The following is a 15356-nucleotide window of genomic DNA, read 5'->3' as shown; positions in this document are numbered from 1 at the left end:
CTAGGTTAGAGCGCGTTGTCAATCGGCTCGCTAAAACTGTTACTATACTTACGGCTGACCAGTCCCAGGCGACGGTATGACATTATGCAGGGGGGGTGACAGGCAGAGGGCCATTTGCTGCGACGGTGTTTACTAGTGCGAAATAGGCTTTGATGATGGCTAAGCGGCAGACATCTGAATCGGAGCGTCTGGCAGAGAATGACGGCTTCCTTTATCGGTCGGTGTCTCGAAAACTGAGAAATCTTATCGATGCCGGGACATATAAGCCCGGTGCTCAGCTGCCGAGTGCCCTAGAACTCGCCCGAGAGTTTGGCGTCAGCACGATCACCATCAGGCGCGCGATTCGCGACCTTTCGCTCGAGGGACGTCTCGTCGGGCGACAGGGCCTTGGTGTTTTCGTCGCAAGCAAGCGCAAGATCGTCCGCGTTATCGGGATGGACTATGAAGATACTTTTCGCAAGGCGGGCCTCACGCTCGGCATCCAAGTCCTTCAATTGACGCTGGTCGATGTCAGCGATGGTGGCCCAGTCGAGCTTCAGAAGTTAGGTATGGGATATCGGCTCGATAAGATTATTCTGGCGGATGATGAGCCGGTCGTGCTTGATACGACTTGGTTTCCCAATAAGTTTGCCGATGTTTTAATACCTAAGATCCGCGAACGCCTGGTAACGCCGTTGATCGAAGCACACGCCGCCTTCGAGTACATGGACTACCAGGTCGAAGGTTCGACGGCCACAGAGGAGCAGGCCGCGCTTCTCAAAGTGGTGCCCGGCTTCCCGGTGCTTACCACACAATGTTCCGCTATCGGACGAGGCGGTGAATCGCTGTTCGTCGGGCGCGCCATTTCGCGAGCCGATCACTTTGTTTATCAATTTCGCCACGCGGTCACGGGCTCGTCGCCATCAGACTCCTCTAAGAGAAAGAAGTGATCTCACGGTAAATTAGCTTTGTGCCCATAAGGCCGCTCTTTGGTCCGTCCGCGCTTACTAGACTCGAGCGCTTGCGCGCCAGTCGTGGCCACGTCTCGATGCGCAACCTCCGCACAATGAGACGGCCTGGGATCGGCTAGCAGATCGCCCGCTTGAGCGCGATCTTGGCCATTCGGATCAACCCCGCAAGCGGTGTAGAGACGACCTTGTTCTCCAGGCGCATGGAATGGCCGCCCATGTCGAGCCTGCGAGCATTCCGTCTCTTCGTCGTGCCGGATATTCGTACAGAATAAAAAGTCCAGCGCGCCAACTCGTTGTGATGGATCAGGAGCCGTTGACTTCTACTAAATATACAAGGTATACCATTGCATCTTGAAGGCCCACCACTCGGTTGAAGGAGCTGTGGCACATCGCATCTTTAACACCGAGCTCTTGGCGGTTGCGAACGTGTGGGCAATCGAGGCGGACTGACGCGCGTCGTCGGTCAGATGAAATACGGGGCCTAGGGAGATTCTATGGTTCGATCCAATTGTACGATCCTGACCTGCGCTGTGACTGGATCGATCCACACCCCTTCGATGTCACCACATCTTCCGGTGACCGCGGAGCAAATCGCCGCCGAAGCGATTGCCGCGGCAGAGGCAGGAGCCGCCATAGTTCACCTGCACGCGCGCAATCCGGTCGACGGCTCTCCGGATCAGCGTCCGGAGTCCTTCTTGCCGTTCCTCAGCGTCATCAAGCAGCAATCAAACTGCGTGATCAATCTAACCACCGGCGGCGCTGCTACGATGTCGATTGATGAGCGCTTGAGGCCCGCCGCGGCTTTCAGGCCAGAGGTTGCGTCTCTGAACATGGGATCGATGAATTTCGGACTATATCCGATGCTCGAGCGGTTTAAGAAATTCGCGCACGCTTGGGAGCGGCCATATCTCGAAGGGTCCAGAGACCGCATTTTCAGAAATACATTCGCAGACATCGAGAAAATATTAACCAGTTGCGCCGAGGCCGGGACTCGTTTCGAAGTCGAATGCTACGATATCGGTCATCTCTATACTTTGGCGCACTTCGCTGATCGAAAAATAATAGAACCGCCGTTCTTCGTGCAAAGCGTGTTCGGCATCCTGGGCGGAATCGGTGCCGACGCTGAGGATATCCTGATGATGAAGCGAACGGCTGACCGCTTGTTCGGATCAGATTATCACTGGTCTGTGCTGGGAGCCGGCCGCAATCAAATGAAAGTGGCGGCCATCGCCGCCGCCATAGGGGGGCATGTAAGGGTCGGCCTTGAGGATTCGCTCTGGAGCGGTCCAGGCAAGTTGGCGACCAGTAGTGCCGAGCAAGTACGGATCGCTCGGACAATTATCGAAGGGGTTGGCCGAACGGTTGCCTCGCCTGACGAAGCTCGTGAGCTTTTGTCGCTCAAGGGGGGAGATGCGGTGAATTTTTGACCTTCCGATAGAGGATGATGACTACTCAGAATGCAGATGATCATGGCTGCAGGAAATTCGTCCGTCGTCAAGCTGTAAGGCGTGGACAATGCACTGGCGCCGAGCGCATGCTTCGATGAAGCCCAAAAATGCGGATCGCATTGTCACGTTCGGTACGTCGGCCACGCGGAGAGAGACGAAAAACTCTAAGCATTCTGACAGTCGATCGTCTGATGATTGGTACGTCGCGCATTCGGCGGTCCAAATAGCGGTCCCTGGAATAGCGGCTGACTCCATTCCTTTCGCTGTGTGCACCGCCGCCCCTGCCGCCGACACTAAGTAGATCCCGAGTTGTTTTGGCTTGCGCCGGCGCCTTTCGTTCTCAAATCCCTTCACAACCAATGTCGATAGCTCTCACCGCAACGCCTTTCCATGGCCGAGCACTGTCGTGACCGGTTTTGGCTCTGAAATCAATGTCGGTAGATGAATGCTTCAACTTATGCCGATAAATCGCAGGAACTCTGCCTCGTGAACTGTCATAATAGCGGACCTAAGAGTCATGGGCCCAAGCCGTTATTTAAGCGCGCTGCCGCTACTTCGGTCCACCGCTATGCTGTTTCTGATCGCGCACGCCGATGAAGACTGCCGACAGCTCCGACGGCTTGACCGCGTCGGTCCTCACCGCGATCGACAGGCTCTCCTGGAGCAAGGCCTTCACTTCTCCTCGCCCAGGCACTAGCGCCAGCTTTACGGGCGGCAGAACGGCCGACACGGGTCTGCCGATCTCTATCCGGTTCGCACCAGCCCCTTTTACTAAGTCGAGGCTTAGCCGCACGGCCTCCTTCGAGCTGAAGGACTTTGGTTTGAAGCAACGCTCGAGCCATAGTCCGTCGACGAGCGCGGATCGCCTATGGCCGTCGGCCTGGCATCGAAATCCGTTCTCCGATCGCCGGCCTTGAACCTCCAGCACAGTCTCAAGGAAGGCCCAAAAGGCACTGAAGGTCTCGTCAGGGGCAGCCTGCAGCTCGGGCGCATGCCGGATCATCCCCCAAAACACCAGGTGTCAAAGTGGAACGGCTCGTTCCCGCCGATGTGTGACAGATCGGCGGAGTGCCAATCGAAATCCTCTGCGATCACATGAAAGGCGGCGGTGGCGCGGCGCTTCATACCGCAATTTGGAGATCTGAACAGCCAGCTCCAAGCAGTCGCCAATGATCTTTTCGCGGGCGATGGTCATGTCATTTGGCAGCAGCATTCGGGCTCGCCGCAGGTTTGGCGCGAATTGCCCACTGACCACGCTGGCGACATTCTTAGCGAAGTCGCTATCGGGTTGATCACTTCAGCGTCTTCAGACCGATAAGGATCGACCCACTCGCCATGTCAGAATTTCACGCTCTCGCGCATAGCAGACTTTCAAATCGCAATTAGCTTCCTGGCCGTGTTGGTAAGCACTTGCGCACCGGCACTGGTTACAGTCCAGGTCTCGCTAAAGCCGACGGCACCAAGCCCTGGAATGTAAATTACGGGAACTGAATGAAACGTCATCCCCGCTTCAAGTATTCTGGGATCCTGCGGCTTCAGGTCTATTATGTGACCCTCACCCCATCCGGGTGGAAACCCGATGCCGATAGAGTATCCCGCCCTATGTGGCCAGAATTTCGCGAGGCCGGCTCGCTCTACGATTCCTCGTCCGACAGCATCGACCGCTCCAGAGCTTACGCCCGGCTTGGCAAAATCAAGCATAGCATTGAGGGCCCCGAGAGCCGTATCGGCTGCTTTCTGAAGTTCCGACGTGGGCCGTCCCACCGAGACGGTGCGTATTATGGCCGCACCATAGCGGAACCAACAACCACCAATCTCTAGGTATACGACGTCCCCGCGCTTTACGACCCCTCGCTCGGAGGTGCTGTGCCCGAGAGCTGAACGAGGCCCCGTAACCACATATGGGCTCGAACTGGGGTATTCGCTTCCTGCCAGCATCATCCCTAGATAAGCGGCCCCAGCTACATGATTTTCTGTTCGCCCGGCCACGATAGCCTCCAAGCCTGCTTCCATGCCGGCGTCAGCGGCCTTCGCAGCCATGGACATGTAGGCGAGTTCCTGGAGTGATTTTATTTTTCTTGCTTGTTCAACGATGCCACTGGTTGGCACGAGCTTCCGGTCAACTAAGCTATTGCGTATGGTCGCAAGCAAAGCAGATGGCAGGAAGAACCCTTGCTCCTCGAAGCCGATGCGCGAGCCTTTCTCCGTGATATCCCGTATACGGCTCGCGAGTTCATCACCAAAGTTCGCGATGTCAGGAACTGGGTAACCGTCTTTCAACCAGGAAAGCGTTTTTACGTTTGAAAGCTCCATATTTCGAACAACGAAATATGGGTCTCCTGCAAGCGGAATGACTAAGCACTGAGCGACGTAGTACCCCGTAGTGCGATATCCCGAAAGATAAAATATATTTTCAGGTACCGTTACCAGCAACGCGTCTATCGTCAGCTCTGCCATGCGCTCTCTGACACGCGAAAGGCGCGCTTGGTATTCTTCTATACTGAATGGATATTCATTCACGACCGCGTCTCACCTTGCAGCACGTTCAGATGGCTAACAACAGAAGATCTGTGACACGCGTCTGTGTGCCTCCTGGGCTGATCGCGTCAAATGACCAGCCCGTCTTTTCGGTGATCTGCCGCGCCTTCCAGAATGCCACCGCGCAAGACTATCACCTGAGCTGCTCCAAGAGGCCCCTCATGTGCGAATGGCCCTTGAGACCGAGGGACCAACTTGTGCCCAAGGTTGGCAAGAGCCGCGACCGTCTCCGAAGAGAATCCACTCTCGTATTCCACTTGATCGGGGCGGCCGAAGATTCTCGGTTCACTGACGGCCTGCTGAGCGGACATATCCTGGTCGATTATGCGAGAAAGAACGGTCGCTAGGCCCATCGGCTGGAACATTCCTCCTACCACGCCACCGCTGATAAAGGGTTTGCCCTGCTGGCAGACCATAGCTGGGATGGAAAAAGATAACGGACGCTTGCCGAACCCGTAGAGGTTTGGATCCTGTGCGTTTGTTGTGAAATATTCGCCTCGACTATTCAGTAGAATACCAGAATCCGGCGTGGCCTTTTGACAGCCGAAGAAGTCGACCAGTGTCGACATGAACGACACGACATTGCGAGCTTTGTCGACGACCGTGAGATAGGTGGTCTCGTGGGAGCCCGAAAACAATGGAGAGGCCTTTTCGTGATCTACTGGACCTGTAGCGATTTTGACCACTAACTCGTCAACAAATTTGTCGTCAAACAATACGTTGGCACAATATTGGCCGGTCGAAGCGTCGTAACGGATACGATCACGGGCGGCATAGGCAAGCTTTCCCGCCTGGATCAGCAAATGGAGCCGCGTGCGCTGCTGCATTGTCTTGTCGGCGAAACCCAATCTTTCGAACAGGCGTAATATGAGTAGGGCTACAACGCCAGCCGAGGGGGGTGGGCAAACGTGAACGTCGAATCCTCGATATGGCAATGAAATTGTCTCCACGTAAGCACCACGATAGTCCGCCAAGTGCCTGGCGGTTACGTTAGCCCCCAACGCGTTGTATGCCCTTATCAATTCTGCCGCGACTTCCCCCTCGTAGAAGGCGGCGCGACCTTCACGACCGATTTTGGTCAGGACCTCCGCAAGGAAGGGATGTTCGAATACATCTCCGCAGAGAAATGGCTGTCCGTCGGATTTGAGGTAATGGCGTGCCGCGTTTGGATCGGCACTCAGCGTGCTGGCGAACCGGGTCCAGTCGGATCCTGTTCTCTCCGAGACGACGAAGCCGTTCTTTGCGAAGGCAGCTGCAGGGGCGAGCAGGTCAGCCAACGACCACGAGCAAAAATCCCGCGCCAGGGTATCCCAAATGTCTACGCAGCCGGGGAGGGCGGTCCTCGCGGCACCTACGCCGCTTGCTGGATCAGCGATGCCCGTTCCCAAAGCACTATAGGCTCGCGGTCGAGGGTGATCAGGCGTGGAAAAAATCACCATACCATCTCCGCCGATACCAGTCATCGCAGGCTCGACAACGGCAAGAACGGCATTAGCTGCAACCGCTGCATCGAACGCATTCCCCCCGGCTTTGAGCACGTCACGCGCGGCAAGAGTGGCAAGCGGATGCGAGGTCGCGACCATCTGATCGCGTGCATATTGGGTGGAGCGCCGTGGAACCTCAAAATTGGGTGCGTGGTCTCTCACTTCAGGGCTCCTCAACATCGCCGAATTCGGAAAGGTTTTGATGATCTGAGCTCCCCTGCGCGATCATGTGCGCATGAGGTCTCGTTGTCGAGAGTTTGGTCATCTTGCAGCTGGCGGCCATCGCGTATGGTGAAGGAACAGACGTGCGGCCAACTCCATCGGTGTCGACTAAAGTGGGGGCGAGTTTAGATCGCCCTTTTTCAGTTGAGAGCATTCGTTGCGCCCTGTCCTTGCGCTGCAGCATCTGCCACGCCGATGGCGGCAATCTATTGACTTGACCAGGCAGTGTGATCGCGAAAGGCGATACTGTCGCACCACGTTGGAAGTCGAGATTCTTATTATGCTTCAGAGGCAACGGCGTTCGGATCTCTGTAGTACACTGCCAGTGACGGCGCGGAGAACATCGAGCCGCCTTCGGTGCAACAGTTGGTCTCTATGACGCGAGCTCTTTCTCATAAGCGGCCAGCGTCTCACCGATCAGGCGCGCTATCTCGTCGACCTCCTCGTTCGTGACCGTCAGGGGCGGCGAGATCATCAACCACTCCCCAAATTTTCCGTTCGCCGTTCGCCGCGAGTAAAGCAGCAGCCCGCGCTCTATGCCGAGTTCAACGATCCGATAGACGGCCTGCCGCGCCGCCGGCAGCATTTCCTTCGTCTCCTTGTTCGCGACTATCTCGATCGCCATCAGGAGGCCGTTGCCACGAATATCCCCAATGATGCCGCTTGTCGCCTGCAACTCCTCAAGTCGCTGGCGCATTCGCAAACCCATCGCGCCCGCATTCGCCATCAGATTGTGGTCTATCAGCTCCGACACGACGGCGAGCCCAACCGCACACGAGAGAGGGTTGGCTGCATAGGTGTAGCTATGCAGGAATCCGCCAGCGCCAACCACAGTATCAACCATGGCAGAAGGGGCGAGCACCGCGCCGAGAGGGGTGTAGCCTGCTCCAATGCCTTTCGCGAGGGTCACGAGATCTGGCTTGGCATCAGGCCAATGATGCGCCGCGAGAAAAGTGCCGGTGCGGCCGGCACCACTCATAACCTCGTCATAGATGAGCAAAACGCCGTGCCGCGAGCAGATTTCGCGTACGGTCCGGTAATATTCATCGTGCGCGACCAACGCGCCCGTGGCTAGCCCGCCGACTGGTTCCATCATAAAGGCGAGGACGGTTTGAGGACCCTCGCGGACGATGAGCTCTTCGAGCGCTGCGGCGCAATATCGCGCATAGCCGTCCGAATCATGGTTCGGTGGCAGCCGATATCTAAACGGCGCCGGTGCCTTTGGCATCCCTTTAGCCAAGGCACCGAATACCGTTTGCGTTTGCGGATCGCCGCTGACCGCAAAGGCGCCCAAGGTGGCGCCGTGATAGCCAGGGTCGAGGCTAATGACCTTCCAGCGCTCTGCGTCGCCACGCACAACAGCATACTGCCTGGCGAGCTTGATTGCTGTCTCGGTCGCTTCCGATCCACCTGAAACGAAGTAAGCACGCTCAAGCCCTGGTCCCGCGAGCTTGGTGACCAGATCACCGAGCAAGATGTTCGGTTCATTTTCGAAGACAGTACGATGGGCATAGGTGACCTTTTTGGCCTGCTCGTACATCGCGTTAATCACACGGTGATTGCCATGCCCGATGTTGCTCACCACGGGCCCAGACGAAGCATCGATATACCTCCGCCCTGCGGCGTCCCACATGTAGACGCCCTCCGCGCGCGCGACCGTCGGCAAGCGAACGGCATCGGATGGTGCATAGAACCGGCGGATCGATCCTTGACTCGAACAGGGCGAAGCTGTCTGCATCTTCATTTTCGTCATGGGGCACTCTGGAGGATTAAAGGAGGAGCGCTTGCGGCATATGCGAGCCCGCGGCTGCCAGCCCGCGGCGCAGGGTATCGCTGACGTTATGGCATCGGTTGCTGCTGCAAAATATCCAGATTATTATGTTTTCGACAGACCAGCATACAATCGCAACAACTGGCATTTCGTACTTTGGATGTGATAGGTTTGCAAAAAACGCATCCTTGGGAATACCAGGTTATGGCGGAGCGGAAACCCTTGTCGATGCGCAAATCGCTAGCCGGGCTGAGACTTGAGAGAGCCCGAGCGATCCCACTCCACCAGCAGATCGCGCAATATCTTCGAGAGCTTATTCTTGGCGGTGAGTTGTCGAACGGATCACTCCTCGCCGGCTCTCGCGTTATCGCGTCCGAGATCGGCTGCTCACGTTCGGTCGTCAATGACGCCCTCGAGCTGCTGTGCGCCGAAGGATATCTCGAGGCTGTAGATCGCAGCGGCTTCAAGGTGGCGCTGGAACCACCTGTTTGCGGCCATCAGCCTCCTTCGACCCGCTCCCCCTACCGCACTACACCGCGCTTGCGCGTCGACCAGTTTTCGAACGTCTGGAAACTGCTTCTCTCGGAGGACTATGAAATCAATCCGATGTCTCCATTCAGTCCCGGCGCGCCGGAGATCGGATCATTCCCGTTCGATGCCTGGGCGCGCATAGTGCGGCAAACTTGGCGCACACCAGAAAGGCAGCTCCTGCTCGCACCAGCGCCGCAGGGAGTTCCGAGGCTGCGGGACGCAGTGGCGGATTTCCTCGGTTCCGTTCGCGGGCTCCTCTGCAGGCCCGAAGAGATCGTCATCACATCTGGCACGGCCAACAGTCTCGATCTGCTCGCACGGATGCTCCTTAATCCGGGGGATGCGGTGTGGCTCGAAGAGCCGGGCTTCTCAGAAGCGCGCTGGGCTTGCAGCGCCGCCGGAGGACAGCTTGTTCCGGTTCCCGTCGACGAAAGTGGTCTGATCGTCTCTGAAGCGATCAAGCGCGCGCCAAACGCGAGACTCGCCATCGTCACGCCGTCAAATCAATATCCGCTTGGCATGATGCTAAGTCTGGAGCGCCGCCTTCAACTGCTTGAATGGGCATACCAGCAAAATGCTTGGATCATCGAAGACGACTACAATTCCGAATTCCGTCAGCCGGGCAACATGATTGCGTCATTGAAGTCGCTCGATAAAACGGGCCGAGTGATCTATGTTGGTACCTTCTCCAAAATCATGTTTCCGAGCTTGCGTATCGGCTATCTCGTCGCGAACAAGGTCTTTGCGGATATTTTTGCACGAGGCCGGGCCCGCATCGACCTCCACACGTCCACACACCTCCAGCTCGCATTGGCTAATTTTCTACGAAGCGGCCTGCTCATCCGCCACGTGCGTCGGATGCGCGCAGTCTATGCCGAACGGCATGACGCGGTCGTGCACGAATTTCGCCACCAACTCGCAGATCACCTCGACATACCCACATCCGGCATCGGACTGCACTTCGTCGCCTTTTTCACTCAGTCGCTTGCGGCGCGGATTAGCGATATCGAAGCCGCTTCGCGTACACGTGCGGCCGGAGTTTTCGTCCAAGCCTTGTCGCAGTGCTATTTGACCGATCCAGCGCGACAAGGATTCATTGTTGGGTTCGGGCAAGTTCAAACAGAGGCCGCCAGTCGTCTGGTCGGTACTATCGCTGCCTGTCTCGCGCGCCATTAGCCGCGCCTACATCGCTAAATCCGGACTGGTCTGGTCAGTTTGAAAACTTCTGGTCCTTCCGCCGAAGGGGTCGCAGGTCTGATATGCATTCACCGCTTTACCAAGCTTCAGATAAGAAGTTGCGGAGCGGAACGTGAATTAGGTTTGCCTTCATGAGGAGAGCAAACAGCTGAGGAGACGCTCGTGAGCCAACATTTAATCTCCAGTTTGAGCCGCCGATCGGCACTCAAATTAGCGGCCGGGGTTGTCGCCGCGCCTTTCGTGATGCGATCGTGTCTCGCGGAAGGTGCATGGCCAGACGATACCGAGGTCCCGAGCGGTCTGAAGGGGTCGGGGGAGATCCGCCTAGCTAGCTTCGGAGGTGCAACGCAGGACGCACTACAAAAAGCTGTTTTCGGCCCGTTCGAAAAAGCGACCGGCATTAAGGTTCGTGCCTTTCCTACTGCGGACGCAGCCAAACTGAAAGCGATGGTTGACACGGGAAATGTCGAATGGGACGTGATGCATGCTAGCCGCGGCTCGATTATGAATCTGATGAAGAACGGCGATTATTTCGAGAAGCTTGATTACTCGCTGGTCGACGAAAGCGTAAGGAAGGAGCATGGTTTTGAGTATGGGCTGGAGTTTAACCTTTGGGCTCAGGTAGCCGCTTATCGCAACGACGCCTTTAAGGGAGCTTCTCCCAAGAATTGGGCCGATTTCTGGGACATTGAGAAATTCCCAGGCGGGCGCGCGCTGACCGGCGCAGTAGGCTCAAACAACCCGGAAATGGAATTCGCTTTGATGGCAGCCGGAGTACCGGCCGAAAGGGTATATCCCATCAACGTCGATAAGGCTCTCGAAAGCTACAGCAAGATCAAGCAGCACGTTATCAAATGGTGGGACACTGGTGCCCAGCCCGTGCAGTTGCTCACTGACGGCGAAGTCGTGATGACGACGGTTTTCAGTGGCCGCATGGAACAGCTCCAAAAGGACGGCGTGCCGGTGGCGATCTGCTGGAATCAAGGTCTGGCCAAGCGCGATGCATGGGGGGTTCCTAAGGGCGCTAAAAATAAGATAAACGCCATGAAATTCGTGGCATATTCGACAATGGCGCGACCTCAGGCGCGGTTCGCACTCGCCGGTCCCTTTGGAACGGTGAACGAAGGTGCAATCGAGTACCTCCCGCCACAGCGGCTTGCGATGCTTCCGAGTGCACCCGAGATCAAGAAACAGCTTGTGCCTTACAATTACGACTGGTGGATTGCAAATCGAGAAGCTGCGGTCGCGAAATTCAACAAATGGCTATTGAGTTAATGCGTGCTCTTTCATCGTTACGTGATGTGAACGGCTTGTCTCTCACCAAAGACGACGGTGTTCGGTCGGGGTCTTCGATCTCGCTTGGGCACCACCCTAGCCGCGGAGCTTCGGTATCGCTCAATACCCTGCAGAAAAGTTATGGCAAAGTAGGAGCGGTAACTGGAGTGTCACTGGACCTTCAATCCGGCGAATTCCTCACACTGTTAGGCCCGAGCGGATCGGGAAAGACTACGACGCTCATGATGATCGCGGGTTTTGAGGCTCCTTCGGCTGGTGACATTGCAATCGACGGCGTGTCGGTGGTCGACATGCCGCCTTATCGTCGTAACATTGGAATGGTTTTTCAAAACTACGCACTTTTCCCGCACCTAACCGTGGCAGAGAACATCGGCTTTCCATTAAAGCAGCGAGGAGTACCCAAAGCGGAACGGACGAGACTTGTAGGAGAGGCGCTCGAGCTAGTGCACCTAGGGGCTTATGGCGGCCGCTATCCCCGGCAAATGTCCGGCGGGCAGCAACAGCGTGTTGCCGTCGCCCGTGCGGTCGTCTTCAAGCCGCGGCTATTACTTTTGGATGAGCCTCTAGGTGCTCTCGACAAGCAGCTGCGCGAGAATCTGCAGTTGGAGATGCGCCGATTGCATGCGGAGCTAGGGATTACCTGTATCCTTGTGACGCACGATCAGGATGAGGCGCTTACCATGTCTGACCGCGTCGCGGTTATGCACGAAGGCAAGGTGGTGCAGGTCGGTCACCCCGAGGCTCTCTATGACCGACCTTCTAACCGATTCGTGGCCGGCTTCATTGGCGAATCGAATTTTTTGCCGGCACTCGTACGCGGGCTGGAAAGTGATGTCGTAGTAGTTGAGTGCGAAGGTGCGTTGATACGAGCGATGACATCGCAGCGTCCGCCAATAGGCGCTAACATAACCGTGGCGATACGGCCCGAGCGTCTACGTTTCGCCGATGGGCTTGTTGGGCCTGGAGTCGTCGGCAACCGAACAAGCGTAACTGTGAGAGAGGCGGTGTTTTGTGGCGAGCGTTGCCGCTATTTGCTTGAAACGGACGGAGGCACCTCGCTGATACTTAAGGAGCCCTCAAGTGCGGCCACTCGACGCCGAGTTCCCGGCGAGCGCGCAGATATAACGTGGTCGCCTGCCGACACTATCGTTGTCTAGAGCCATGTCCGAAAAACTCATGTCGGCGCGGTCATTTAGTATCGCCCGGACAACCCTTGGGCGCGCATCGAAACACACGATTTCGTGGGTCGTTCCGTTGCTTCTGTCCGCGCCCTTGTTAGGGTTCATGGCAGTCGTCTACGCTATTCCCGTCATTGCGATGCTGATGCGCAGCCTGAACGATCCCACGTGGTCGCTGAATCACTACGCTGCACTCCCCCTCGACTTTGTCTTTCTGAAAGTGTTCTGGCTCACTCTCAAGACTTCGTTTGTGGTCACTTTAGCCACGCTCATCTTAGGATACCCGGTGGCGCTCGCGCTATCCCGGGCCCGTTCAACCGCACCTCTCATTCTGATCGTGGTTTTGCTGCCATTTTGGACATCAATTTTGGTGCGCAGCTACGCTTGGATGGTGCTGCTCGGCCGCAATGGCCTGATTAATGACTTTCTTATGCATCTGGGTCTGCTGGATCGACCGATCCAACTACTCAACACGACTTTGGCTACCGAGATTGCGATGACACACATCTTGCTGCCGTACATGATCCTGCCAATTGCCAATGCGCTTCGGCAGATAGATCCCATGCTGGCGCGCGCCGCTTCTGGCCTTGGCGCCAAACCGTGGGCGACGTTCCGTCAAGTCACGCTGCCGCTATCCATGCCAGGCGTGGGTGTAGGCGCGCTACTGGTTTTCGTCCTGGCGCTTGGGTTCTACATCACCCCCGCAATGGTAGGCGGTTCGCGTGATATCACGCTCTCTATGTTGATCGCTCAGCAAGTCGAGCAGCTAAACTGGGGGTACGCAGCCACTCTTTCGAGCGTGCTGCTCGCGACGGCGCTCTTACTGATAGCACTGGCCCAGTTGTTACCGGGCGTGGGCAATGCATTCCGGATGAATATGCGATGAGCGTCCTCCGACCGTTAGCGAACCTGATCGTCATGTTGATCCTCATTTTTATCGCGCTTCCGATCGTTGTCGTGTGCACAGTTTCGTTTTCATCAGCCACATACCTGACCTTTCCGCCGCCGGCATTTGGCCTCAGATGGTACCGGGCGTACTTCGGCAATGCCGATTGGCTCGATGCAACTTGGCTCAGTGTTTGGGTGGCGGTTGCGGTCGTCATGCTTTCGACGAGCCTAGGAACGCTTGCTGCGATTGGGATTGCTCGCCTGCCGCGAGCCATTCGCGTGCTTGCGACAGGTCTCATTCTCTCGCCACTGGTGGTGCCTGTCATCGTGATCGCAATCGGCGTCTACTACGCCTTCGCCCGATACGGCCTCGTCGGCAGTCCGGTAGCGATCGTGCTGGCGCACACTTGTCTTGCCGTGCCATTTGTTGTGACCAGCGTGAGCGCCAGCCTCGCGGGCATCGATCCGAAGCTTGAACAGGCAGCAATGAGTCTCGGGGCCACTCCTGCCGGCACGTTTTGGCAGGTGACGTTGCCGCTGGTTCGACCAGGCGTCCTGGTCGGGATGTTATTTGCATTTATCACGTCATTCGACGAAACGGTCGTAGCATTGTTTTTGTCGGGATCTGACGCCGTCACTTTACCCCGTCGCATGTGGGACGACCTACGCTTTCAGATTGATCCAACGATCGCGGCGGTATCGACGCTCATAGTCTTGATAACAACTCTAATCCTTGCCAGTGTACATCTAATTCGCAATCGGGCGACCAATGTTCGTCGACAGTGAAGCGGATGTGAAGAATCGCACTAACGGGCGAACGAATGGAGTGTACTGTCTGTCGCCGCGTGAGGGCGACCTGGCGTCCACATGGCGAGGCGCCGCGGTCTTCCTTGACAATCTCAAAGATATCTAACGCAGGTCGGCATACTAGGGCCACGATCGGCAAGCATCGGAATTGTTCACTGCCTTCTTGCCCGGGTGAATATCAAAAAGGACGGCATCGATGAACCTACTGACGCTTGGCTTTTCGCACTAGCCGCCTTTGAAGTCGCTAGGTGGCTCGTGATGAAGTGTTGACCAAAATCGACGCTGGCATTCAGCCCTTCGGATCATCTCTGAATCGCATGGTGAATAGCGGCGGGTTTTTTGCGACAGGTCAAGTTGAATTGTCGCGTACTATATGCTGCCTGCTCGCGATCCCGGTGTGAACTCCTTGAGGTTAAGCGCGAGTTCTCGCGTACATCCTACCGAGATCGTGGACCAATTGTGGCCGTGGTTATTGCCCGGTTAAGATGCCCAGTCGTCGCCGATAGACGCGCCTGGTCATCAATCATCCATAGCCTACAAGTTTGAGGAGCAATGCAGAACCGGTCGCCCGTTCCACCGCGATACATTTGAACCCTGACTTGAGAAGCGCAGTTTGAGCCTGCGGCCCGCTCAGAACGCGTGAAGGGAGGCGCAGGACTTATCGGATGGAGATCGATAGGTAAGCAAACAAGGGAGATTTGAATTTCGTCAAGTTACTCTAAACGGTCGACAATAAGATTGAAAGACTCGTGATGCTCGTCCGACGACAAAAATCGACCTGCACTAATCGTGGGAGGAAGAGGAAGAATTTGAATCGGATGGCCAATTACCCAAATTACAGAGGTTGATCGTTGATCGGCGCTGTCGATCGACGTCCATTCGCAACGGGCTCGACAAGTTACCCTCTCGTGCGGCTTCGATCGCTATGCCTACACACACGTTCACGCCAATGCCGCACCAACGGAAGAGTATCCTGGGCCGGCGGCGAATTAGATACCTTGCTTTATCGCTGGCGAGCGTGATGAGTGCGTCCGCCACGATTGCGG

Annotated in this window: 11 protein-coding genes and 1 pseudogene; 7 read left to right on the top strand and 5 right to left on the bottom strand. The window is 56.4% G+C overall.

What is annotated here, in order from left to right:
* The first annotated feature begins 155 nt into the window (after positions 1 to 155).
* Together XH98_RS21280 and XH98_RS21275 are read left to right on the top strand one after the other, a co-directional pair.
* A complete protein-coding gene (locus tag XH98_RS21280; protein ID WP_271619804.1) occupies positions 156 to 929 on the top strand; it encodes a GntR family transcriptional regulator in 774 nt (257 codons plus the stop codon).
* A 515-nt stretch (positions 930 to 1444) separates the two neighbouring features.
* Positions 1445 to 2377 carry a 3-keto-5-aminohexanoate cleavage protein gene (locus XH98_RS21275; protein WP_271619803.1) on the top strand — a complete coding sequence of 311 codons (933 nt, stop codon included), beginning with the start codon at positions 1445 to 1447 and terminating at the stop codon, positions 2375 to 2377.
* A 571-nt stretch (positions 2378 to 2948) separates the two neighbouring features.
* Here the strand turns inward: XH98_RS21275 and XH98_RS21270 are convergent.
* From XH98_RS21270 to XH98_RS21255, 5 genes and pseudogenes are all read right to left on the bottom strand, one after another.
* A complete protein-coding gene (locus tag XH98_RS21270) occupies positions 2949 to 3074 on the bottom strand; it encodes a hypothetical protein (protein WP_271619802.1) in 126 nt (41 codons plus the stop codon).
* 105 nt (positions 3075 to 3179) lie between these two features.
* A pseudogene (locus XH98_RS41195) lies at positions 3180 to 3413 on the bottom strand (TetR family transcriptional regulator C-terminal domain-containing protein); the annotation flags it as partial.
* 356 nt (positions 3414 to 3769) lie between these two features.
* On the bottom strand, positions 3770 to 4918 hold the full coding sequence (locus tag XH98_RS21265) for a M24 family metallopeptidase (RefSeq protein ID WP_271619801.1): 1149 nt from the start codon (positions 4916 to 4918) through the stop codon (positions 3770 to 3772).
* Between the two features lie 86 nt (positions 4919 to 5004).
* Entirely contained in the window at positions 5005 to 6582 is a 1578-nt protein-coding gene (locus XH98_RS21260) for a gamma-glutamyltransferase family protein (RefSeq protein WP_271619800.1), read from the bottom strand.
* Positions 6583 to 7015: 433 nt separating this feature from the next.
* Positions 7016 to 8395 carry an aminotransferase family protein gene (locus XH98_RS21255; RefSeq protein ID WP_271619799.1) on the bottom strand — a complete coding sequence of 460 codons (1380 nt, stop codon included), beginning with the start codon at positions 8393 to 8395 and terminating at the stop codon, positions 7016 to 7018.
* A gap of 246 nt (positions 8396 to 8641) precedes the next feature.
* Between XH98_RS21255 and pdxR the strand changes: the two genes are divergently transcribed.
* The 5 genes from pdxR to XH98_RS21230 all read left to right on the top strand — a co-directional run bounded on the left by pdxR (position 8642) and on the right by XH98_RS21230 (position 14289).
* Positions 8642 to 10120 carry a MocR-like pyridoxine biosynthesis transcription factor PdxR gene (pdxR, locus tag XH98_RS21250; RefSeq protein ID WP_271619837.1) on the top strand — a complete coding sequence of 493 codons (1479 nt, stop codon included), beginning with the start codon at positions 8642 to 8644 and terminating at the stop codon, positions 10118 to 10120.
* A 183-nt stretch (positions 10121 to 10303) separates the two neighbouring features.
* On the top strand, positions 10304 to 11416 hold the full coding sequence (locus XH98_RS21245; RefSeq protein ID WP_271619798.1) for an ABC transporter substrate-binding protein: 1113 nt from the start codon (positions 10304 to 10306) through the stop codon (positions 11414 to 11416).
* 77 nt (positions 11417 to 11493) lie between these two features.
* Positions 11494 to 12594 carry an ABC transporter ATP-binding protein gene (locus tag XH98_RS21240; RefSeq protein WP_442868619.1) on the top strand — a complete coding sequence of 367 codons (1101 nt, stop codon included), beginning with the start codon at positions 11494 to 11496 and terminating at the stop codon, positions 12592 to 12594.
* A gap of 127 nt (positions 12595 to 12721) precedes the next feature.
* The gene (locus XH98_RS21235) at positions 12722 to 13501 is read left to right on the top strand and encodes an ABC transporter permease (protein WP_271619796.1); all 780 of its coding nucleotides are present in this window, start codon (positions 12722 to 12724) and stop codon (positions 13499 to 13501) included.
* Positions 13498 to 14289 (top strand): ABC transporter permease, encoded by a 792-nt coding sequence (locus XH98_RS21230; RefSeq protein ID WP_271619795.1) that lies wholly within the window; start codon positions 13498 to 13500, stop codon positions 14287 to 14289. Before XH98_RS21235 ends, XH98_RS21230 begins: the two co-directional genes overlap by 4 nt.
* Positions 14290 to 15356: the final 1067 nt, after the last annotated feature.

The sequence above is a fragment of the Bradyrhizobium sp. CCBAU 51745 genome, assembly GCF_028128715.1.
Classification (GTDB): domain Bacteria; phylum Pseudomonadota; class Alphaproteobacteria; order Rhizobiales; family Xanthobacteraceae; genus Bradyrhizobium; species Bradyrhizobium manausense.
Note: the sequence above shows the minus strand (reverse complement) of the source record. Positions and strands in the feature narration are given on the sequence as shown.

Excerpts from the sequence above, each read along its gene's own strand:
- XH98_RS21275 (WP_271619803.1), top strand. The coding sequence starts at position 1,445 with ATGGTTCGATCCAATTGTACGATCCTGACCTGCGCTGTGACTGGATCG.
- pdxR (WP_271619837.1), top strand. The coding sequence starts at position 8,642 with ATGCGCAAATCGCTAGCCGGGCTGAGACTTGAGAGAGCCCGAGCGATC.
- XH98_RS21255 (WP_271619799.1), bottom strand. The coding sequence starts at position 8,395 with ATGACGAAAATGAAGATGCAGACAGCTTCGCCCTGTTCGAGTCAAGGA.
- XH98_RS21230 (WP_271619795.1), top strand. The coding sequence starts at position 13,498 with ATGAGCGTCCTCCGACCGTTAGCGAACCTGATCGTCATGTTGATCCTC.
- XH98_RS21280 (WP_271619804.1), top strand. The coding sequence starts at position 156 with ATGGCTAAGCGGCAGACATCTGAATCGGAGCGTCTGGCAGAGAATGAC.
- XH98_RS21235 (WP_271619796.1), top strand. The coding sequence starts at position 12,722 with ATGGCAGTCGTCTACGCTATTCCCGTCATTGCGATGCTGATGCGCAGC.